The organism is Pseudomonas sp. JZ114, assembly GCF_051027705.1.
Lineage (GTDB): Bacteria > Pseudomonadota > Gammaproteobacteria > Pseudomonadales > Pseudomonadaceae > Chryseomonas > Chryseomonas luteola.
The window spans coordinates 3535456-3555829 of sequence record NZ_CP069256.1 but is presented as its reverse complement, the minus strand read 5'-3'; the positions used below and the strand labels follow the sequence as shown (position 1 = coordinate 3555829).

At 60.8% G+C, this 20374-nt stretch carries 17 protein-coding genes and 1 pseudogene; 10 read left to right on the top strand and 8 right to left on the bottom strand.

Going from position 1 to position 20374, the window contains the following annotated elements; all coding sequences use genetic code 11:
* Window positions 1–55 precede the first annotated feature (55 nt).
* The 6 genes from JQR90_RS16760 to JQR90_RS16735 form a co-directional block, all read right to left on the bottom strand.
* Window positions 56–1390: a sigma-54-dependent transcriptional regulator gene (locus tag JQR90_RS16760; protein WP_434140149.1), complete on the bottom strand. Its 1335-nt coding sequence runs from the start codon at window positions 1388–1390 to the stop codon at window positions 56–58.
* Complete coding sequence (locus JQR90_RS16755) at window positions 1387–3180, bottom strand: sensor histidine kinase (protein ID WP_434140148.1); 1794 nt, start codon at window positions 3178–3180, stop codon at window positions 1387–1389. The genes JQR90_RS16760 and JQR90_RS16755 overlap by 4 nt, the downstream gene beginning before the upstream one ends.
* Before the next feature lie 91 nt (window positions 3181–3271).
* Window positions 3272–4000 carry a DUF4198 domain-containing protein gene (locus JQR90_RS16750; protein WP_312510078.1) on the bottom strand — a complete coding sequence of 243 codons (729 nt, stop codon included), beginning with the start codon at window positions 3998–4000 and terminating at the stop codon, window positions 3272–3274.
* A gap of 93 nt (window positions 4001–4093) precedes the next feature.
* Window positions 4094–6217: a TonB-dependent siderophore receptor gene (locus tag JQR90_RS16745; protein WP_434140147.1), complete on the bottom strand. Its 2124-nt coding sequence runs from the start codon at window positions 6215–6217 to the stop codon at window positions 4094–4096.
* Between the two features lie 177 nt (window positions 6218–6394).
* Window positions 6395–6673, bottom strand: coding sequence for a DUF3820 family protein (locus tag JQR90_RS16740; RefSeq protein WP_083397824.1), 279 nt, complete (start codon window positions 6671–6673; stop codon window positions 6395–6397).
* 82 nt (window positions 6674–6755) lie between these two features.
* Window positions 6756–7649, bottom strand: coding sequence for a chemotaxis protein (locus JQR90_RS16735; RefSeq protein WP_010795814.1), 894 nt, complete (start codon window positions 7647–7649; stop codon window positions 6756–6758).
* A gap of 248 nt (window positions 7650–7897) precedes the next feature.
* On the opposite strand from JQR90_RS16735, the pseudogene JQR90_RS16730 reads away from it, so the two are divergent.
* The 8 genes and pseudogenes from JQR90_RS16730 to JQR90_RS16695 form a co-directional block, all read left to right on the top strand.
* Window positions 7898–8620, top strand: a pseudogene (locus JQR90_RS16730) (cache domain-containing protein); the annotation flags it as partial.
* A gap of 174 nt (window positions 8621–8794) precedes the next feature.
* Window positions 8795–9529, top strand: a complete 735-nt coding sequence (locus JQR90_RS16725) for a methyl-accepting chemotaxis protein (protein ID WP_434140788.1) — start codon at window positions 8795–8797, stop codon at window positions 9527–9529.
* A 151-nt stretch (window positions 9530–9680) separates the two neighbouring features.
* Window positions 9681–9770: a K(+)-transporting ATPase subunit F gene (kdpF, locus tag JQR90_RS16720; RefSeq protein WP_010795812.1), complete on the top strand. Its 90-nt coding sequence runs from the start codon at window positions 9681–9683 to the stop codon at window positions 9768–9770.
* Between the two features lie 10 nt (window positions 9771–9780).
* Window positions 9781–11481: a potassium-transporting ATPase subunit KdpA gene (gene kdpA, locus JQR90_RS16715; RefSeq protein ID WP_434140146.1), complete on the top strand. Its 1701-nt coding sequence runs from the start codon at window positions 9781–9783 to the stop codon at window positions 11479–11481.
* A gap of 1 nt (window position 11482) precedes the next feature.
* Window positions 11483–13528 carry a potassium-transporting ATPase subunit KdpB gene (kdpB, locus tag JQR90_RS16710; protein ID WP_434134972.1) on the top strand — a complete coding sequence of 682 codons (2046 nt, stop codon included), beginning with the start codon at window positions 11483–11485 and terminating at the stop codon, window positions 13526–13528.
* A 28-nt stretch (window positions 13529–13556) separates the two neighbouring features.
* Complete coding sequence (gene kdpC / locus JQR90_RS16705; protein WP_434134971.1) at window positions 13557–14102, top strand: potassium-transporting ATPase subunit KdpC; 546 nt, start codon at window positions 13557–13559, stop codon at window positions 14100–14102.
* Window positions 14099–16744 (top strand): sensor histidine kinase, encoded by a 2646-nt coding sequence (locus JQR90_RS16700; protein WP_010795808.1) that lies wholly within the window; start codon window positions 14099–14101, stop codon window positions 16742–16744. The genes kdpC and JQR90_RS16700 overlap by 4 nt, the downstream gene beginning before the upstream one ends.
* A 60-nt stretch (window positions 16745–16804) precedes the next feature.
* Window positions 16805–17506: a response regulator gene (locus JQR90_RS16695; protein WP_010795807.1), complete on the top strand. Its 702-nt coding sequence runs from the start codon at window positions 16805–16807 to the stop codon at window positions 17504–17506.
* 23 nt (window positions 17507–17529) lie between these two features.
* Here JQR90_RS16695 and JQR90_RS16690 read toward each other — a convergent pair whose 3' ends face one another.
* The gene (locus tag JQR90_RS16690) at window positions 17530–17820 is read right to left on the bottom strand and encodes a hypothetical protein (protein WP_010795806.1); all 291 of its coding nucleotides are present in this window, start codon (window positions 17818–17820) and stop codon (window positions 17530–17532) included.
* A 371-nt stretch (window positions 17821–18191) separates the two neighbouring features.
* Here JQR90_RS16690 and JQR90_RS16685 point away from each other — a divergent pair, with 371 nt between their 5' ends.
* Together JQR90_RS16685 and JQR90_RS16680 are read left to right on the top strand one after the other, a co-directional pair.
* Window positions 18192–18371, top strand: coding sequence for a hypothetical protein (locus JQR90_RS16685; protein ID WP_074822038.1), 180 nt, complete (start codon window positions 18192–18194; stop codon window positions 18369–18371).
* Window positions 18372–18437: 66 nt separating this feature from the next.
* Window positions 18438–19517, top strand: coding sequence for a M42 family peptidase (locus JQR90_RS16680; protein WP_434140145.1), 1080 nt, complete (start codon window positions 18438–18440; stop codon window positions 19515–19517).
* Window positions 19518–19562: 45 nt separating this feature from the next.
* On the opposite strand, the gene xopAW is transcribed toward JQR90_RS16680, so the two are convergent.
* Window positions 19563–20264, bottom strand: coding sequence for a XopAW family type III secretion system calcium-binding effector (xopAW, locus tag JQR90_RS16675; protein ID WP_434140144.1), 702 nt, complete (start codon window positions 20262–20264; stop codon window positions 19563–19565).
* Between the last annotated feature and the right edge of the window lie 110 nt (window positions 20265–20374).

Here is a 20374-nt window from a genome sequence, read left to right as displayed (position 1 = left end):
GGCCCTTAAACCATAAGCGGATTTCCGCCTATGGTCGCCGCTGGTTGCGTCTGGGTCAGCCGTCGGCTTCCAGAAAGACTTCCCGCATCAGCCCATGGCGCTGCATTTTTTCATTGAGGGTACGACGTGGAAGCTTGAGTTCCTCCAGTACCGCCTTTATGTCGCCTTTGTGCCGGGCCAGCGCATTACGCAGGCATTGCGCCTCGAAGGCTTCCATTTGCTCATAGAGGGAAAGGTCCGCCGTTGATTGCGGAGCGCCGCTATCCAGGCCCAGCACATGCCGCTCGGCTGCGTTGGCCAGCTCCCGGACATTGCCCGGCCAGTCATGGGCCAGAAGGCGGGCCAACTGGTTACCACTGGGCGTGCCGGGCTCGCGGTCCAGACGTTTGGCAGCCTGCTGGAGAAAATGCTCGAACAGGAGGGGGATGTCCTCGCGGCGCTCGCGCAGCGGTGGCAGGTAAAGCTCCGCTACGTTGAGACGGTAGGCAAGGTCCTCTCTGAACCGGCCGGCACGGGCTTCTTCCAGCAGATCAGGCTTGGTGGCGGCAATGATGCGCAGGTCCACAGGAATGCTCTGATTGGAGCCGAGCCGCTCCAGCTGCTGCTCCTGCAAGACCCGCAGCAGCTTGGCCTGCTGGGCGAGAGGCATACTTTCGATCTCGTCGAGAAACAGGCTGCCGCCGTTAGCATGTTCCAGTTTGCCGATCCGCTTGCCGGTTGCCCCGGTAAAGGCGCCACTCTCATGCCCGAACAGCTCGGCCTCGAACAGTGTATCGGGGATGGCGGCACAGTTGAGCGCCACAAAGGGCTTGGCGCTACGGGTGCTGAAGTCATGCAGGCAGCGGGCGACCAGCTCCTTGCCGCTACCCGTTTCACCCCGCAGAAGGATATTGACGGGCGTATTGGCCAGTTCAAGCACCTGTCTGCGTAGCGTTTCCATGGGGCGTGAATAGCCGATCAGCCGTGCAGCCAGCTGAGCTTTCTGGTCCGAGTGATCGTGCAGGCGCCGGTTTTCGAGCACCAGGCGGCGTTTTTCCTGGGCGCGCTTGAGGCTGCCGAGCAAGGCCTCGGGGCTGAAAGGCTTTTCCAGGAAATCATAGGCACCCTGGCGCATCGCTTCGACGGCCATGGTCACATCGCCGTGGCCGGTCAGCAGGATGACCGGCAGGTCCTTGTCCAGGGTCTGAAGCTGCTCGAGCAAGGAGAGCCCGTCCAGGCCGGGCATGCGGACATCGCTGATGATCACACCGGCGAAGTCGGGCGTCAGCTGCGCCAGGCAGGCCTCGGCGCTGGCGTACAACGCGACCTCGAATCCCGAGAGTTGCAGCCATTGCTGGATGGCTTCCCGGATAGTGGATTCATCATCGATGACGATTACGCGGTCCGTCATGTTGGGTCCTCTTCGATCACCATGGGCAGGGTCAACATAAAACGCGCGCCCTGGGCCGTATTGTCAACCGTCAGCTCGCCGCCCAGTTCGTGGACGATAGCGTACGACACGGCTAAGCCAAGGCCCAATCCTTCACCGACCGGCTTGGTGGTGAAGAACGGATCGAAAACCTGGCTCAGATGTTCTTCCGCGATCCCGCCGCCGGAATCCGTGACGGATAGCAGCCAACGGCCTCGCTCGGGTGTCAGGGCAATATCCAGCTGGCGAATCGATTTATCCGCTATGGCATCCAGTGCATTGCGCAGAAGATTGACGAGCACTTGCTCAAGACGGATGGCATCACCCCGCACCTTGGCGGGCCGGCTCATGCGCAGGCTGACGTCGACCCGCTCGTTCTGGACCCGGGGCGCCAATAGCTCGAAGGACTTGTCTACTACGCAGGCCAGATCCAGCGGTTCGCGAAGACCGGCAGGCGTCTTGCGGGCATAGGTTTTCAGATGACCGGTCAACGCAGCCATGCGACCCAGGAGTTCATCGATACGGATAAGGCTCTGGCGAGCCTCATCGTGACGCTGCTGGTCGAGCAGGAGGCGAACGCTGGCCAGCTGCATGCGCTGGGCTGTGAGCGGCTGGTTCAGCTCATGGGCGAGGGCGGCGGACATCTGCCCGAGCGCGGCCAGTTTGGCAGCCTGGATCAAACCGTCCTGGGCGGTTCGCAGGTCGGCGGTACGGGCCTCGACCAGACGCTCCAGCTCATCACGGCTGCGCTGGCGCTCACGGGCCAGACGCCGTCGCTGCTGAAGAAAGAGCAGGGCGAAGACCAAGGCAAACCAGGCACCGGCGGCCGCAAGGCCCGTGGTTTGGGCCGTGGCAGGAAGACGAGAGCGGTCACGCAGCAGGTGCAGCGTCCAGCCTTCTTCGGTGAGGGGCAGTGAGGTCCAGAGAAAATCCTGCACGCCCAGGGGACCGTGGACCCGGGTGAGGCGCTGATTCTGCGCCAGGGTGTTCATGGGCTGATAAGTGAGCGGCAACAAGGGCTGACGGTTGTACTGCCGGGTCTCCTCAAGTTCGGCATGGTCATCGGGCCTTAGCGACTCGAGGATGCGGTAGCGCCACCCCGGCTGGTTGGCGATAAACACGATTCCACGCACATCGCTTACCAGGATGATATCCGGCTGCTGGCTCCAGGAGTGTTCAAGCTCTGGAAACTCCAGCTTGACCACAATGGCCCCAAGAAAGGTGCCGTCATCGGCCGTCACCGCCTGGGAGAGAAAGTAGCCGGGTATGCCTGTGGTGACGCCTACTGCATAGAAACGACCCGCTCCCCGGGTGCGCGTCTGTAGAAAATAGGGACGAAACCCGTAGTTATGCCCTACATAACTGGTGGGCAGGCGCCAGTTACTGGCAGCCACGGCAAGACCCGTGCGGTCGAGCAGTTCCAACGTGGATGAGCCAGCGGCCCGGTTGAGCTGTTCGAGCTTAAGGTTGAGCCGATGCTGGGCTTCGGTACTCAGGGGCCCGGCCAGACTCTGGCTCATCTCGGGATCAAGTGCCAGAACGGCGGGTAAGGAGCGGTAGCGGTCGATCAGGGTTTGCAGGTTGCGGGCATAAAGGTGCAGCTGCTCTTCGCTCAGGGCACCGGCTTCGCGCAGGGCATAGCGCTCAGCCTGACGTGTGGCGGCATAGGCCACCAGCACGGCACCGGCCACGATGACGAGCGAGGCAACAAACAGACGCGAGGAACGGGACAGGCGCATGGCAGACTTCGCGATCAGCGGAGCACGGATCATACTGCGTTCGGCCGGTACTGACAGCCCGGTTACCGAAATGCACTTGAACGGCTTTTCGATAACTGGGCTGTTTCAGAGGTCTACGCCGGCATCAATGGTGGTGGTCGCTCGGGCTGACAAAGACCAGGGTGGAAAACATCCCGCGCACGCGGCCGTTGGGGTCGTCCTGCTTGACCTCCGTGTTGGCGCCGATCACGTTACGACCATGATGGCGCACCGTAATCTGTGCCCGGCCCTGGGCATCGGTCGTGACGCTGACGTGATCAGGGTCGTTGATCACATCGTCGTACAGCTTGATACCGGAGGCGGGCTTGCCGTCGAGCAGGACTTGCACCTCCAGCGTCTCACCGGGCTCTACGGCCAATGGATCGCGCTGAGGAATAATGGCGAATTTAAGTGCGTCCAGAGAGGGCAGCTTGGCGCCTTTTTCCATAACCGCGAGGCTGTACTTGTAATAGCGTCCTGAGGCAAGGGCGCCCGATACCTCAGTTGCTCCCTTGTTCACCCACTTCTTGTCCTGGCCTTGTGCCCAATAGCCATTGTCCAGCGCAACCGCCAGCACCGCTGGTGTAGCGGCCGGTTTCAGACGCGCATGGTCGCTTTGCTTTTCAACCGTGATCGGTACGGGCTTGCCGGAGGTGTCGTATGCCCAGGCACCAGAAATCCGGGCCGGGTCATAGGCGTCCTCTTCGGCGCCTTCGCCAAAGACCACTTCGATCTGGCCGCGGCGCTCCTCCGGCCAGAGCGCATGGGCAAACAGCGAGCCGCTGAAAACGGACAACGCAAGGGTGGCGGCCACCAGGGTGTGCTTGGTATTCATGTCGAGGTTCCTGTAGCGAGCGTGACGGGATACAGCGTTTCGATAAAAGCGAAGCGTGTGCAGGCGATGAATCCGGCACACGCCGCGTTCGGCTTACAAGGTGATGGAAACCCCGGCCTGCAGGGTGCGTGGCGCTCCGGGGTAGGCCCAGATCGAACCCCAGGCACGCTCGTCGTATTCCTCGTTAAAGACGTTGTCGAGGTTGAGGTTCAGGCGAATACGGTCTGTCAGCGGGTAATAGGCAAGCAAGTCGACAACGGTATAGGACGACATGTCGAACGCCGTAGACGAGGTGCTGCCCTTGCGGTCGCTTACGTATTTGAGCCCTACGCCCACGCCCAGCCCGCTCAACAGACCCGAATCGAATTCATAGGTATTGAGCAGATTCACGCTGTGCTTGGGAACGTTTGCCAGACGGCTGCCGGCAGGCATGGTGGACGTCGTGCTCTTGGTCACTTCGGCATCGACATAGGCATAACCACCAATAACGCGCCATTGCGGCGTGATATTGCCAGCCAAGCTGAGATCGAAGCCACGGCTACGCACTTCGCCTGCCGCAATCTGGTAATTGCTGTCGAGCGGGTCCGATGTAAGGACGTTTTCCTTGGTGATATGGAACAGGGCGGCCGTAATACTCAGGTCATGCTCCGGCACGTCGTACTTGATGCCGGTCTCGTAGGCAATGCCTTTTTCCGGGTCGAAGGCCTGGCTGCTGCGATCGGCGCCCCGGTTGGGCTTGAACGAGCGAGCCGTGTTGGCATACACGGCCAGCGAGTCGGTCAGGTCATACACCAGGCCGAAGCGAGGCGAGACGGCGTTATGTGCCTGCTCCCAGCTGCCTGATGCGGACAGGTAGTTCGTGTACTGCTGCTCGAAGCGCTCCAGCCGCGCACCAACCTGGGCCTTGAGCCGGTCGGTAAGTTCGACCTGATCCTGCAGGTACAGCGCGTAAGACTTCAGGTTCTCGTCATCATGGGTGGTCGTACGGGTCAGGGCAGGCAGCGGCTGGCCATACACCGGCGCATAGAGGTCGAGCGGGAAGGCACTGACGCTGCCGCTGGAGCGGCGGATAAAGGATGTGTAATTGAAATCGTCGTACTCGACACCAGCCAGCAAGGTGTGAGCAAAGCCCGCGGTCTTGAAGTGGCCTTCAACGTTGGTCTGAAAGGCTATATCGTCCCATTCCAGGGTGCGCTCGCTATAGTTCCGGCCAATGGTGCGGCCATCGGCTGCCAGCCCATTGTTCTCTACGGCACCGCCGTCCAGGCTACCGTCGAGATACTGCACGCCGCCACGAATGGCCCAGTCGTCATTGAGCTGGTGTTCCAGACGCAGCTGGGTGGTGGCGTTTTCATTACGAAGTTTGCCAGCGTCCTCCTCGCCCAGGAAACGATCGCGTGGAAGCTGACCGGCCTGGGTGGCATAACGGGTAACGCCCCGATCCATAGGATGGCGGTTGTGCAGATAGTCGCCCTCTAGGATCACAGCGGTACGGTCGCTCAGCTGCCAGCGCAGCACGGGCGCTACGTTGTACCGTTCGCTTTCCACATGGTCACGAAAGCTGTCGCTGCCTTCAGCCACCAGATTCAGGCGATAGGTAAATTCGGCGTTTTCATCCAGTGCACCGGTGGTGTCCAGCGTGCCGCGGCGCAGCCCCTGGGTGTTGAACTGGCTGCCCAGAACGGTTTTCCGATCGGCCTGGGGCTGCTTGCTGACAATATTGAACGTGCCGCCCGGGTCGCCTCGGCCATACAGCATGGATGCAGGGCCACGAAGTACCTCCAGGCGCTCGATCGTGCTGGCATCCGGCATGTTGGGATAGCCACGGTTGACGGCAAAGCCGTTGCGGTAGAACTCCTGGGTACTAAAGCCCCGCACCAGGAACTCAGTCAGACCCTGTCCGCCAAAGTTGTTGCCTCGCTCTACGCCACCCGCGTAGTCCAGGGCATCTTCAAGCCGGGTAGCACCAATATCTTCTACGACCTGACGCGGCACTACGCTAATGGACTGCGGCGTCTCGTGGATGGCCGTATCGGTACGGGTGGCACTGGCCGAACGGGTTGCCCGATAACCTTCAACGGGGCCTTGAGCGCTTTCGGTCACGTTGGCTGTGATTTCCATCTGCGATAACGAGGCTGGCTCGGAGTCGGATGGGGTTTCCTGGGCATAGCAGGTGAAGGCGTGCAGAGAGAGCACGGGGACGATAAGACGCCGCATTTCTTCTTCTTTTCCTTGGTAAGAACCGCCAGACGCGGAGATAGGATGCGGATGCTATATATTATGATAATCGTTATCAATAACGAGTTGATAGCAACTTGATTGCGTCGTCTGGAATGCAACGAGCACGGAACGCGCTGTCCTAACGCCTCAGGTGTTCAGGCGGAAGAAAGACGGCTAGTCGAAGGAGAACCGCTTGGGTCGCGGGGGCTTGTCTGGAAAGCGGGTTCCAGACTTGGGCGGGTGCGCTTTGCGCAGCGGTTCGAGCAGCGGTGACAGACCGTTGTGGTCGATCTCCTGCATCAGCTGGATCAGGCGGCCGATTTCGCCCTTGGGAAATCCTTCGCGGGCAAACCAGTTGAGGTAATGGCCGGGTAGATCGGCAATGACGCGACCCTTGTATTTGCCATAGGGCATTTCACGGGTCACCAGCAGTTGCAGATCCTTCGGGTCCATAAAGCCTCACAGGGTAACGGTTGGAATGCCCGGATCTTCACCGGACCCGGACATTCTACCGTATCGAGGCTGACAGGCGAGGTCAGCGCCCCTGAACGGCATGGGCCGCTCGAATCACGCAGCGGGTCAGCTCCGGTGGAGAGAACTTGGTGAGTACGTCGTTGGCACCTGCCTTCTTGGCCCTGTCGCTGTTCATGGAGCTGTCCAGCGACGTATGCAGCAGTACGTAGAGACTGCTGAAGTCCGGACTCTCGCGCAGGCTCTGGGTAAAGGCGTAGCCGTCCATTTCCGGCATTTCAATGTCGGAGACAACCACATTGATCTCATCATCTGTGCCTTGTAGCTCTAGAAGCTTTTCAATGGCTTCCTTGCCGCTGCGGGCAACATGGCAGCGGATATTCAATGTCTGCAAGGCATGAAGCGACAGGTTGCGCGCGACTTGGCTGTCATCCACGATCAAGATACGCGTTGCCTCCAGGGCTTCGATATCTTCTTCGTTCAGGGCCGAAGGCGTCTGCGGTATAGCAGGCGGTGCAATACCGTGGATAACCTTTTCGATATCCAACACTTGAACCAGCGTGCCTTCCACTTGGGTCACGCCGGTGACAAACGCGCGACTACCCGAGCCGAAGGGGGGCGGGATGATGTCGCTCGACCGGCAGTGAATGATCTTGGCAACGTTCTGGACGTGTAGCGCCTGCTTGGTACGGCTGATCTCGGTCACGATCAGGCAGCCACCAGAAGGGTCGGCCAGGGGCTGTTCGCCAATGGCACGGCTCAGGTCAATCACCGATAGCGAGGCGCCTCGCAGGGTCGTAACGCCTTTGACATGTGGATGCGACTCAGGCATGCGCGTCAGGGGCGGGCACGGAATGATTTCGCTGACCTTGAGCAGGTTGATGGCCATGAGCTTTCCGCTGCGCAATGAGAACAGCAGCAGCGAGAGGGAGTCATCGGACGGATTGTGCTTGGGCATGTGCGACCTGTTCAGGAATTCAACTTGGCTGCCAGAACTATCGGCCAATAGACGCGAAGGTTTAGGCGAAAGTTTGCTTCATTCTGTCGCATCCGCCCGAAGAGCCACTGGCCGGGCGAGCGTAGCCAGTCATCGGGTCGGGCTTCAGATCCCCAAAAGGGAGTCGATGAATCTAAAGACAGCCCGAAAAGAGTCCGGGCACCGTCATGTCATGTGAGCTTCAACAAGAATAAACAGGAGCCTGTTGCATGGATGTCTTACGCAAATACCCCGTTCGCGCGCGTCTGTGGTTGATTCTGACCGTCGCGGCCCTGATGCTGCTGGCCTTCGGCGCGCTGACGCTCAGGGCGTCCTATGAGCACCTCTATCAGGGCAAGGCCGAAAAGACGCAGCATGTGGTCGAAACCGCCCTGGGTGTGTTCACGCATTTTCAGGCGTTGGAAGCGGGCGGCACGCTCAGCCGTGAGGCGGCGCAGCAAGGCGCCTTGGCTGTGCTCAAAGCGCTTCGCTACGGTCGCAACGACTACTTGTGGGTCAACGATCTGCAACCGCGCATGGTCATGCATCCGATGAACCCCAAGCTCGACGGGCAGGACCTTTCTACCTATAAAGATCCTGACGGCAAAGCGCTGTTCAATGAGATGGTAGTCGTGGCGAAAAACGGCGGTGGGGTTGTGGCCTACCGTTGGCCCAAGCCCGGCGCCAGTGAGCCGGTGCCCAAGGTTTCCTACGTCAAGCAGTTCGAGCCCTGGGGCTGGGTGCTGGGAACAGGCGTCTACCTGGATGATCTGCAGGCCGAGTTTCGCGCACAGGTCTGGCAGACGGCAGGCGTCGGGGCCGTCATCGTAGTGCTCATGGGCGTCTTGATCTTTCTCATTCAGCGCAGCATTACCCGACCGCTGACGTCGACCGTCAGGGCAATGGCCAGTATCGCCAGTGGCGAGGCCGACCTGACCCACAGGCTCGACACGTCGGGCCGTGACGAGTTGTCTGAGCTGGGCCGTCATTTCAACCGGTTTTCGGAGCATTTGGGTGAACTCATTCGTCAGCTACTGACGGCTGCTCATTCGCTGGATCGTCATTCGGGCGAGCTGGGTGCCATTGCGGCCCAAAGCCAGCGGCACAGCGATACCCAGACCCAGCAGATGGATATGCTCGCCACGGCTATCAATGAAGTGACGCATGCTATCCAGGACGTGGCCCGCCACGCCGAGCAGGCCTCAGGCGAGGTGCAGAGTGCTGAGCGTCGGGCCGATCAGGGGCAGGTTAGTATCCAGACCAGCCTCCACCAGACCGAAGGGTTGTCAGACACTATTCTTCAGGCTGCCGAGGTCATTGAATCACTGGCGCAGGAGAGTACCCAGATCGGCACCGTACTCGACGTGATCCGCTCCATTGCCGACCAGACCAACCTCCTGGCTCTTAACGCTGCTATCGAGGCAGCACGTGCCGGTGAGCAGGGGCGCGGGTTTGCGGTAGTGGCCGATGAGGTCAGGCTTCTGGCGCAGCGTACCCAGAAGTCCACCCAGGAGATTCATGCCATGATCGAGCGGCTGCAGACCAATTCGGGCGCGGCGGTTCGGGTCATTCAGGAGAGCCGGCAGGCTTCGCAGCACACCATCGAGCAGGCCGGTCAGGCCAGCGACAGCCTTGAGCAGATCAACCAGACCCTGCGTAACCTTGCAGCGGTAAACGCCTCGATTGCGAGCGCTACTCTGCAGCAGTCCCATGTGGTGGAGGAGATCAATCAGAGCGTCGTGCAGGTGGCCGGCCTTGCCCAGACCAACGCCACGGCGAGCGTGCAGACGAGTCAGGCCAGCCAGCAGCTGCGTGGCATTGCCGATCAGTTGGGTCATCTGCTCGGCCAGTTCAAGGTGTAATACCTTCCCTTGCAGGGCCGGTCCTGACGGGTCGCCCTGCATTTCTTAACGCTTTCTTTACGCCTCCCTGGGGGCTTACGTCTCGATCCTTTACAGGACTCCTCCCGACAATGCTCTCCATCAGCGGTCGTGCCGCGTAAAGGAGAGAGTCATGAGCGTTCTGGATAGCCTGTGCCTGCTATTGGCCGTGGGCCTGTTCGTGTACCTGCTGGTGGCGCTGATGCGCGCCGACCGTTCGTGAGGCCGCGACCATGAGCACTGCCGATGGCTTGTTGATTGTCCTGTTTTTGGCGTTTTTCCTAGCGCCAGCGCCTCTTCTGGGGCGTTTTTTCTACCGTGCCCTCGAAGGCGAGCGCACCTGGCTTACCCCGGTCCTGGCGCCGCTGGAGCGGGTGGGCTATCGCCTTGGCGGTATTGACGCCCGGCAGGAGCAGAGCTGGCAGCAATACGCCCTGGCGCTGCTCCTGTTCAATCTGGTCGGCTTGCTGGCCTTGTTCCTGATGCTTCTGCTGCAAGCGTATCTGCCGCTCAATCCGCAGCATCTGCCGGGGCTTGAATGGACCCTGGCACTGAACACGGCGATCAGCTTTGTCACCAACACCAACTGGCAGGCCTACAGCGGTGAGGCGTCGCTGTCGTATTTCAGCCAGATGGTAGGGTTGGGCGTACAGAACTTCGTGAGCGCTGCGACCGGGATTGCCGTGCTGGTAGCCTTGAGCCGCGGCATTACCCGCCGCAGCGCGCTGGCACTGGGTAATTTTTGGGTCGATCTGGCCCGCGCGACGCTCTATATCCTGCTACCGCTCAGCCTGGTGCTGGCCGTGTTGCTGATCTGGCAGGGCGTGCCGCAAACCTTCTCGGCCTATATCGGCGCCCAGACGGTCCAGGGCGGTACGCAGGCCTTACCGCTGGGGCCAGCCGCCAGTCAGATCGCCATCAAGCAGTTGGGCACTAATGGCGGTGGCTTTTTTGGCGTGAACTCCGCGCATCCCTTCGAAAACCCGACGGCGCTGAGCAATCTCCTGGAAATGGTCTCGCTGCTGCTGATCCCGGCCGCACTGGTGTTTACCTTTGGCCATTATGTGAAGGATCTGCGGCAGAGCCGGGCGATTCTGGCCTGCATGCTGGGCCTTTTGCTGATCGGCATAGGCGTATCGCTGTGGTCCGAATGGCAGAGCAATCCGGCCCTGGCCTCGCTGGCTGTTGAGCAGGGCGCCTCGCTGGAGGGCAAGGAAAGCCGCTTTGGCATCACGGCCTCGGTGCTCTGGTCGGTTGCCACCACGGCGGCCTCCAACGGGTCGGTCAATGCAATGCATGACAGCCTTTCGCCGCTGTCCGGGCTGGTGGCGTTGTTCAACATGATGCTAGGGGAGGTCATCTTTGGCGGGGTAGGCGCCGGGCTCTACGGCATGTTGCTCAACGTGCTGATCGCGGTGTTCCTGGCCGGGCTGATGGTGGGGCGCACCCCGGAATACCTGGGCAAGAAGCTTGAAGCGCGGGAAGTTCGCCTGCTGGTGGCAACACTCCTGGTCATGCCGCTGGGCGTGCTGGTGCTGGGGGCTCTGGCCATCAGCCTGCCGGGACCGGTATCGGCCATCAGCAACCCCGGCCCCCACGGCTTCAGCCAACTGCTTTATGCCTATACCTCCGCCACCGCCAATAACGGCTCGGCCTTTGGCGGGTTCGGTGCCAACACGCCCTTTCACAATCTGATGCAGGGGCTGGCCATGCTGCTTGGCCGTTATGGCTACATCCTGCCGGTACTGGCCATTGCCGGGAGCCTCGCCGCCAAGCGTACCGTACCGCATGGGCCAAACAGCTTTCCTACTCACGGCCCGCTGTTCGTCACGCTGCTAACCCTGACCATCCTCCTGGTAGGTGGCCTGACCTTCCTGCCGACCCTGGCCCTTGGGCCGATTGCCGATCAACTGATGCTTTTCGGTGGACATTGATATGAACATGCATACCCAACCGACCACTGCTGCCGCTGCGCCTGCGCCCGGCAAACCGCTCTGGCAGGCAGCGCTGGTCCAGGCGTTCGTGAAGCTGGACCCACGGCAGCTGGTGCGCTCGCCGATCATGTTCGTTGTGGAGCTGACTGCCGTTTTCACCACCGTGCTGTGCTTTTTGCCGCAAGCCGGAGTGAGTACCGCCGTGGCCGTACAAATCACTTTGTGGCTGTGGTTCACGGTGCTCTTTGCCAACTTTGCCGAAGCCCTGGCCGAAGGACGCGGCAAGGCGCGTGCCGATAGCCTGAAAGGCGTAGGGCAGGATCTTATGGCCCGTCGCCAGACCGCGGACGGTCTGTTCGAAATGGTGCCGGCCGTGGGGTTGCGCAAAGGAGATGTGGTCCGCGTCGAGGCAGGTGAGCTGATTCCGGGAGATGGTGAGGTCGTCCAGGGGATCGCTGCTGTCAACGAGGCGGCCATTACAGGCGAATCCGCTCCGGTCATCCGTGAGTCCGGCGGGGATCGCTCGGCCGTAACCGGCAATACCCAGATCGTCTCAGATTGGCTGCTGGTGCGCATCACGACCAATCCGGGCGAATCTACGCTGGATCGCATGATCGCCCTGGTGGAAGGGGCCAAGCGGCAGAAGACACCTAACGAGGTCGCGCTGGATATCCTGCTGATCGGCCTGACGCTCATCTTTCTCCTGGTGGTCGCTACGCTTCAGCCCTTTGCTCGCTATGCCGGTGGCGACCTGCCCATGCTGTACCTGGCGGCGCTGCTGGTGACGTTGATTCCGACCACCATTGGCGGCCTGCTTTCGGCCATTGGCATTGCCGGGATGGATCGTCTGGTGCGACTGAACGTGATTGCCAAATCCGGCCGTGCTGTGGAGGCTGCCGGGGACGTGCATACGCTGCTGCTGGACAAGACCGGCACCATCACCTTTGGCAACCGCCGGTGCAGCGCCATGTATGCGGCAAGCGGCATTACGGCCAAACAGCTGGCTGAAGGCGCCCTGCTGGCGTCACTGGTGGACGATACCCCTGAGGGCAAATCCATCGTCGAATACCTGCGCGCCCTACATCCCATGAACGAGCCTGCCCGTAATGCGGTCACGCCGATCACCTTTAGCGCCGAGACACGCCTGTCCGGTATTGATTGGGACGGCCACGTCTACCGCAAGGGGGCAATGGACGCCGTGCTGCGTTTTCTAGGCATGACACGCAGCCACCTGCCCGATGTGCTGGCCCGTGAGATCGACCGCATTGCCAAGGATGGCGGTACGCCGCTGCTGGTCTGTGCCGATGGGCAGCTGCTTGGGGCCATTCACCTGAAGGATGTGGTCAAGCCCGGTATCCGAGAGCGTTTCGCCGAGCTGCGCAAGCTGGGTATCCGCACCGTGATGGTAACCGGTGACAACCCGCTGACCGCCGCGGCGATTGCGGCCGAGGCGGGGGTCGATGATGTGATCGCCGAAGCCACGCCTGAGAAAAAGCTGGCCCGCATCCGTGAGGAACAGGCGGACGGCAAGCTGGTTGCCATGTGCGGTGATGGAGCCAACGATGCTCCGGCGCTGGCCCAGGCTGATGTGGGCATGGCCATGAACGACGGCACCCAGGCGGCTCGCGAAGCGGCCAACCTGGTGGATCTGGACTCCGACCCTACCAAGCTTCTGGATGTCGTGCAGGTGGGCAAGGAGCTATTGGTTACACGTGGTGCGCTAACCACCTTTTCCATCGCCAATGACGTGGCCAAGTACTTCGCCATTCTGCCGGCATTGTTCGCCAGTATTTATCCGCAGTTGGGTGCACTTAACGTGATGGGTCTGCACAGTCCGCAAAGCGCGATTCTGTCTGCCATTGTGTTCAATGCCCTGATCATCGTGGTGCTGATACCCCTGGCGCTACGCGGTGTGCGTATCCAGGCCGCCAATGCTAGCCAATTACTGCGCCGTAACCTGCTGATCTACGGCCTCGGCGGTCTGCTGGTGCCGTTCGTGGGAATCAAGCTGATCGATATGGTGTTGACTGCCGTAGGGCTGGCCTGAGCGGCCAGTCTTCCTTAGGAGAATCGTTATGTTTGCGCACGCTCGTCCCGCCCTGGCCATGATGCTGGTCCTGAGCCTGATCACTGGAGTGGCCTACCCTCTAGTGGTCGCTGGTGTCGGGCAGACCGCCTTTGCCAGCCAGGCCAATGGAAGTCTGATTCGCAACCCGGCGGGTCAGGTCATCGGCTCGGCATTGATCGCCCAGCCTTTTACCGGAAACCAATGGTTCCACCCGCGTCCCTCGGCGGGTGATTTTGCCACGGTGTCCAGCAGTGCGAGCAATCTCGCGGCATCCAACCCGGCACTGGTACAGCGAATCGCCGAGTCGCTGGGGAATGAGCAGGGCAGTGGACCGGCGCCGCTGGCGTTGGTCATGACGTCGGGCAGCGGGCTTGACCCGGATTTGCCACCGGCTGCCGCCCGTTATCAGATCGCCCGGATAGCCCAGGCGCGCGGCATACCGGCCGATGAGCTGGAAAAACTGGTCGTCGAGCATACGGAACGCTCGCTGATCGGGCCGCCAGTGGTTAATGTGCTGCAACTTAATCTGGCCCTAGATGAGCGTACGCGATGACCGATGCCGCCGAGCGCGCCGATGCACTGCTTGCCGACCACGCCGAAGGACGTGGTCGGCTAAAGGTATTCCTGGGCGCGGCGCCCGGTGTCGGCAAGACCTACGCCATGCTCCAGGCTGCCCAGGCTTTGCAGCGACAGGGTGTGGACGTGCGGATCGGCGTCGTAGAGACCCACCGACGCGCGGAGACCGAAGCTCTGGTCGCCGGTCTTGCGCAACAACCGCTACGGCGATACGACTACCGGGGCATGCACCTGGCGGAGCTGGATCTGGACGGTGTACTCGCCAATCCACCCCGACTCGTGCTGGTTGATGAGCTGGCGCATACCAATGCGCCGGGGAGCCGCCACGCCAAGCGCTGGCAGGACATCGAAGAGCTTCTGGCCGCCGGGATCGATGTCTACACCACCGTCAACGTCCAGCATCTGGAAAGCCTGAACGATCAGGTGCGTGATGTGACCGGCGTACAGGTGCGCGAGACCGTGCCGGACCGGCTGTTGCAGGATGCCTATGAGATCGTTCTGATCGACCTGCCGCCGCGCGAGCTATTGGAGCGGCTGCGCGAAGGCAAGGTCTACGTACCCGAACAGGCGCGGGCGGCCATCGATGCCTTTTTCAGCCAGACCAACCTTACCGCCCTGCGCGAGATGGCCATGCAGACGGCAGCGGCGCGGGTCGACTCGGATCTGGCCCGGCGTTATCGCGCCCAGGGAGAGGATGCCCCGGCGCTTCTGGGGCGTCTGCTGGTGGCGGTCAACGGTGACGGTCAGGCGGAGCGGCTGGTGCGTCATGCGAGCCGGGTGGCGGAGCGCCGGCATCTGCCGTGGAGCCTGGTGCATGTCGAGACCGGCCGGACGCAGGATGAGACCGAGCGCGCCCGCCTGCAAGCCGCCCAGCGTCTGGCCGAGCGGCTCGGGGGTGAAGTGGTCATTCTACGGGCCGGGGAGGTGGCGAAATCCCTTGTGAATCACGCCGTAGAGACACGGGCCAGCCTGTTGCTGGTCGGGCGCAGCCGGCCCACCTGGGTTCGCCGTCTGTTTGGTACTGGGTTGGCCTCGCGCTTGCTACAGTTCGAGGCGGGGCTTGAGATCAGTGTGCTGGACGCCCGTGAGGAGGTAGGCACTTCCCTGCCAAAGGTGCCCCAACGCAATGGCCGGGATTACCTGCTGGCGATCGGCGCTACCGTGGGCGCTGCCCTTCTGGCCAAGGCCGCCTCCAGCCTGCTGGAGCTCCCCAATATTTCGCTGGTGTTCCTGACCGCCGTTTTATTGGTCGCCATTCGCAGTAGCCGTGGTCCGGCCATCTTGTGCGCGGTCCTGAGTTTTCTGACCTATAACTTTCTGTTCATCCCGCCGTTGTTCTCGTTCACCATTCAACGTGAACAGGATGTGCTGACACTCATGTTCTTTCTGTTCATGGCAACGCTTACCGGCAATCTGGCGGCCCGCCAGCGAGGGCAGCTGAACAGCCTCAGACAGGCCCAGACCGAAACCGGCGCCCTGCTTGAACTCTCCCGCAAGCTGACGGCCGCCACTGACCGGCAGGCAGTACTGAAGGCTGCGGCGCAGCAGCTGAGTTCCATCGACATTGAGGTCTGCCTGATGAGCCGGGATAGCCATGAGCAGTGGCATGTCGAGGCTGGGACCGCCAGCGTCCTGAATGAAAGTGAACGTGCCGCGGCTGACTGGGCGTGGAAGCACGAGCAGCCAGCGGGCCATGGAACGGATACCTTGCCCCATGGGCGCTGGTGGTGGTGGCCCCTGGCGTCCGAAGAAGACCCTCTGGCGCTGCTGGGGATTGCCTTGAAAGACGGCAGGAGCCTGAGCGCCGAGCAGCGTCGGCTGTTTGCTGCGCTGGGTCAGCCGCTGGCCCAGGCGCTGGCGCGGGCGCGTCTGGCCGAAGACCTGGAGGCTGCACGCCTGCATGGGGAAACCGAGCAGCTACGCAGCGCCTTGCTGGCCTCCGTATCGCATGACCTGCGCACCCCGCTTACCGCCATGCGCGGCTCTATCGACACACTGGCCACGCTGGGCGACAGCATCAGCGCCGAGGATCGCCAATCCCTTCTGGATACGACACGTCTCGAAGCCGAACGTCTGGATCGGTACATCCAGAACCTGCTTGACATGACCCGGTTGGGTCATGGCGGGCTGCAGCTGGCCCGCGACTGGGTCTCCCCAGGCGACGTCGTGGCCAGCGCCCTGAGCCGACTGAAGCCTGTACTGGCACCGCTGCATGTCGAAACATCGGTTCCCCCCGATATGCCGCTGCTCTATGTGCATCCTGCCCTGATCGAACAGGCCCTGATTAACGTATTGGAAAACGCGGCGCGGTTTTCCCCGGAGCACGGGCGCCTGCGCGTTGCGGTCGAGCATGACGATGAAGAGATCCGTCTGGCTGTGAGCGACCAGGGCCCCGGTATTCCAGAGGGGGAACGTGCCCGGATTTTCGATATGTTCTACACCGCCGCGAGGGGTGACCGAGGCGGGCAGGGTACAGGGCTGGGATTGGCAATCTGCCAAGGTATGGTGGGCGCGCACGGCGGTCGCGTGACTGTTGATACCGGCCTGGACGGAAAGGGGGCGACCTTGACCCTGCATCTGCCGCTGCATCCACAACCGCTCGGCGACAGCGAGGGCTGAGGCGTTTCGCCTTTCAATAACGTAGCATGCGGCAAGTGTTCGCTTTTTCTGAAGGCTTCCATGACCACAAATGCACCCTTGATCCTGATCGTCGATGACGAGCCGCAGATTCGCAAATTCCTGCGCATCAGCCTGACGGCCCAAACCTATCGGGTCATCGAGGCTGCCACCGGTGCAGAAGGATTGGCCAAGACGGCACTGGAGCGGCCTGATCTGGTCGTGCTGGATCTGGGTCTGCCGGATGAAGATGGGCAGACCATCCTCAGGGAAATTCGTGAATGGTCGTCCGTACCGGTACTTATTCTGTCGGTCCGGGCGGATGAGCAGGAAAAGGTCCGTGCACTGGATGCAGGGGCGAATGACTACGTCACCAAGCCCTTCGGCATTCAGGAGTTTCTGGCCCGGGTACGGGTATTGTTAAGGCAGGGTGTGGCCCAGCCGCAGACAGAGTCAGCCCTGAGCCTAGGAGCGCTCAAGGTAGATTTTGCCTTTCGCCGCGTCACGGTGCAGGACAGTGACATCGCCCTGACGCGCAAGGAATATGCAGTGCTTGAACACCTTGCTCGTCATCTGGGGCGCGTGGTGACCCAGCAACATCTGCTCAGAGAAATCTGGGGCCCGTCCCATGTCGAGGACACCCACTATCTGCGTGTCGTGGTAGGGCACTTGCGGCAGAAACTGGGCGACGACCCTGCTGCTCCGCAGTACATCATCACCGAGCCTGGTGTGGGTTACCGGCTACGTGACAGGCACGATGCCTGAGCCCATCCCTGGGCGCTGGCGGATCACGCTTCGAGCATCTGCTCGCGACTGTACTGAAGTGCAGCCTGAGCGCGCTTGATCAGGTCCTCTTCTTCAGTCTGGGCCAAGACGGTATTGGCCAGCAGTTCGATGTTCTGCAGGTGAGTCATCTTTTCATCCCGACTTATATTGTCGAGCATGCCAAGTTCTTCGATCCGGTCTTCACACCGGGTGAGCAAGCGATTGTGAAAGTCGTACTGGGATTCGTAGTGCTTGGTACGACGGGCACGGCGAGGGGTACTGATTACCTGATCGGTACTGGGTGCTAGAGACATGATGTACTTCTCAATCATCAAATAAATCGTGGTATGGCAATATGCCATTTCCCGATCTGGTCGACCATACCCCGTACCGGTAATGGTTCATTTTGGAGATGAGCGGATACGTCTTGGGCACGTAAAGGCTCCCTTTCAATGAATGAAACGGCAGGGTAGCGATTTGAAATCATCCAATTGTCAAAAAAGTGTGAAAGACTGACCGATGGGGTTGACCTGTGTCACGAAAGAGGCACTGCCTGTATCCGGTTTCCCTCACCTCAATTCGAACCATCCAGAACGATCGACGGTCGACTTTCTTGTACTTTCTTGTACTTTCTTGTACGGACCCTGGTATTGACGGGTCCGGAAATCGACGTGGAGGTAGAAAGATGGTTTCCAGAATAGGCATGGTCGGACTCACCCTATGTGCCGTGCTGCTCAGTGGCTGCTTTGGCAGCTCCGATGACAAATCCAGCGAATCCAGCTCCGAGAAGGCATCCATCCAGATGCACTCGCCCCAGGACGACGCCACCGGCCAGGACAACCAGGACGCCAACAGCGGCAAGTAAGGCAATAGGGCGCGATTGAAGGTTGGTGGCCTGCCTGGCAGGTCGCCCGGAGCAGGAAGGTAAGGCATGGCGAACACCGAGGATCTGAAACTGCTGGAAGAGCTGCTTCTGGCCCGAGGCCCGGGCGGGCAGGAGGATGAAGTCAGGCGCATCTGCCTACGTGAGCTCAAGCGCAGCTGTGATGAGGTATGGGTCGACGCGGCCGATAACGTGATCGGGGTCGTGCGGGCCACCGAGGAGATTTCCCGGGAAGAGGCTGCACAGCGCAGCGTCGTGATCATGGCGCACCAAGATGAAATCGCCATGGTCGTCAAACGCGTCAACTCTGACGGTACGTTGAGCGTCGTCGCACTGGGCGGGGCCTTTCCGGTGAACTTTGGCATGTGCCCGGTGGATATCATGGGTGAGCACGCCCTGCTGCCTGGCGTACTGTCATTCGGAACCATGCATGCCACGCCCGAGTCGCCTCAAGGAGCCGATGTGCTCAGCGGCAATGTGCAATGGAAGGATGTGCATGTGCTTACCCGGCGCTCGAAGGATGAGCTGGGCGAAGCAGGCATACGGGCTGGTACACGGGTTGTGCTGAGTCAACATTGGCGCCAGCCCTTCAATGTTAATGACGCCATCGCAGCCCATTTTTTGGATGACCGTGCGCCTATCGTGGCGACGCTCAAGGCCGCTGCGTTGACGGCTGCGCGCCGTTCCCTCCTCAAGCGCGATGCCGTGTTTGTCTTTACGACCAAGGAGGAGGAAACCAATGGCGGTGCTCAATATGCAGCCCGAACGCTACCCGGTGAAATTGTCATTGCCGTCGAGGTGGGGCCTATCGCCGAGGAATACGATACGCAGCTTAGCGCCGACCCGATTGTGCTGACCGGTGATGAAAAAGGGTTTTACTCGAAATCCGTAACGGACGATCTATTGCAGGCTGCCGAGCGTTGCGGACTCAATCCGCAACCAGCGCTCATGCCGGATTTTGCTTCCGATGCCAGTGCCATACTCAGTTCCGGCTCGAAAGGTAAGGCAGGGTGTATCGCCATCCCAACTGAAAATACCCATGGCTATGAGGTGGTCCTGCATGACGGCATGGATGCCTGTGCCCGAGCGCTGACGGAATACCTGATCGGCAAGCCTGTGAACGGATAGTGATCCCGTAGAGAAAGGCCATTCGGAGAATGGCCTCGTGTCCACTCAGACCGATACGCTGATCCGGGACGCCTTGGACGCATCCAATGAATAGTTGCTAACGCTCTGGTACTTGCGGATCACCGCTTGCGCCAGCAGGTTAACGGCATCATTGGCGACTGTTGATGAGGTGCTGGCTGCACTGACCGTACCAGACGTGCTGCTGTCGTCATTGTCCGTGTGCGCCATCATCGAGGCCTGCAATGCACGGCTCAATTCATCCTGACTGACTTCTCCGTTCTCGTCTTCGTCCAGTGCGGACATCAGCGACGTGCTGTTAGTGTCGTCCAGAGCGGCCAGTTCGAGGGTACTGAGTGTACCGCTGGCATCAGCATCCAGGCTGACGATCAGCTCGTCGGCCAGATCGTCGCTGTCTGCATCAGCTACCGGCAGGGGAGGCGGTGGTGGTGCGAATGCACTGGCAAATTCACGTTGGCTGATGCTATCGCTGCTGTCCTGATCCATCAGGCTGAGCAGCTGGTCGACATCAATTGCCGTGCTGTCGTCACTCTCTCCGCTGCTGGAGGCGGCTGCGGTCAGCTCGCTCTGGCTGATCGAACCATCACCGTCGGCATCCAAGGCCTTGAACAGATTCTTGAGTGGATTTTCATCATCACTCGTGGTGCTGGCGGGTACGGTGGTACTGTTCTTGTTAGCAGTGTAACTGCTGAAATAGCTGGAATAACTGTTACCTATTCCACTGATCATGACGGGGCTACCTGGCTGAGAAAGGGCTAAAGGGAGTTCTCAGGTTCAAGCTTCGCGCATGAGTATGTCGTGGGTATCGTGACTGTGTATCTGGCGAGATACACAGCGGT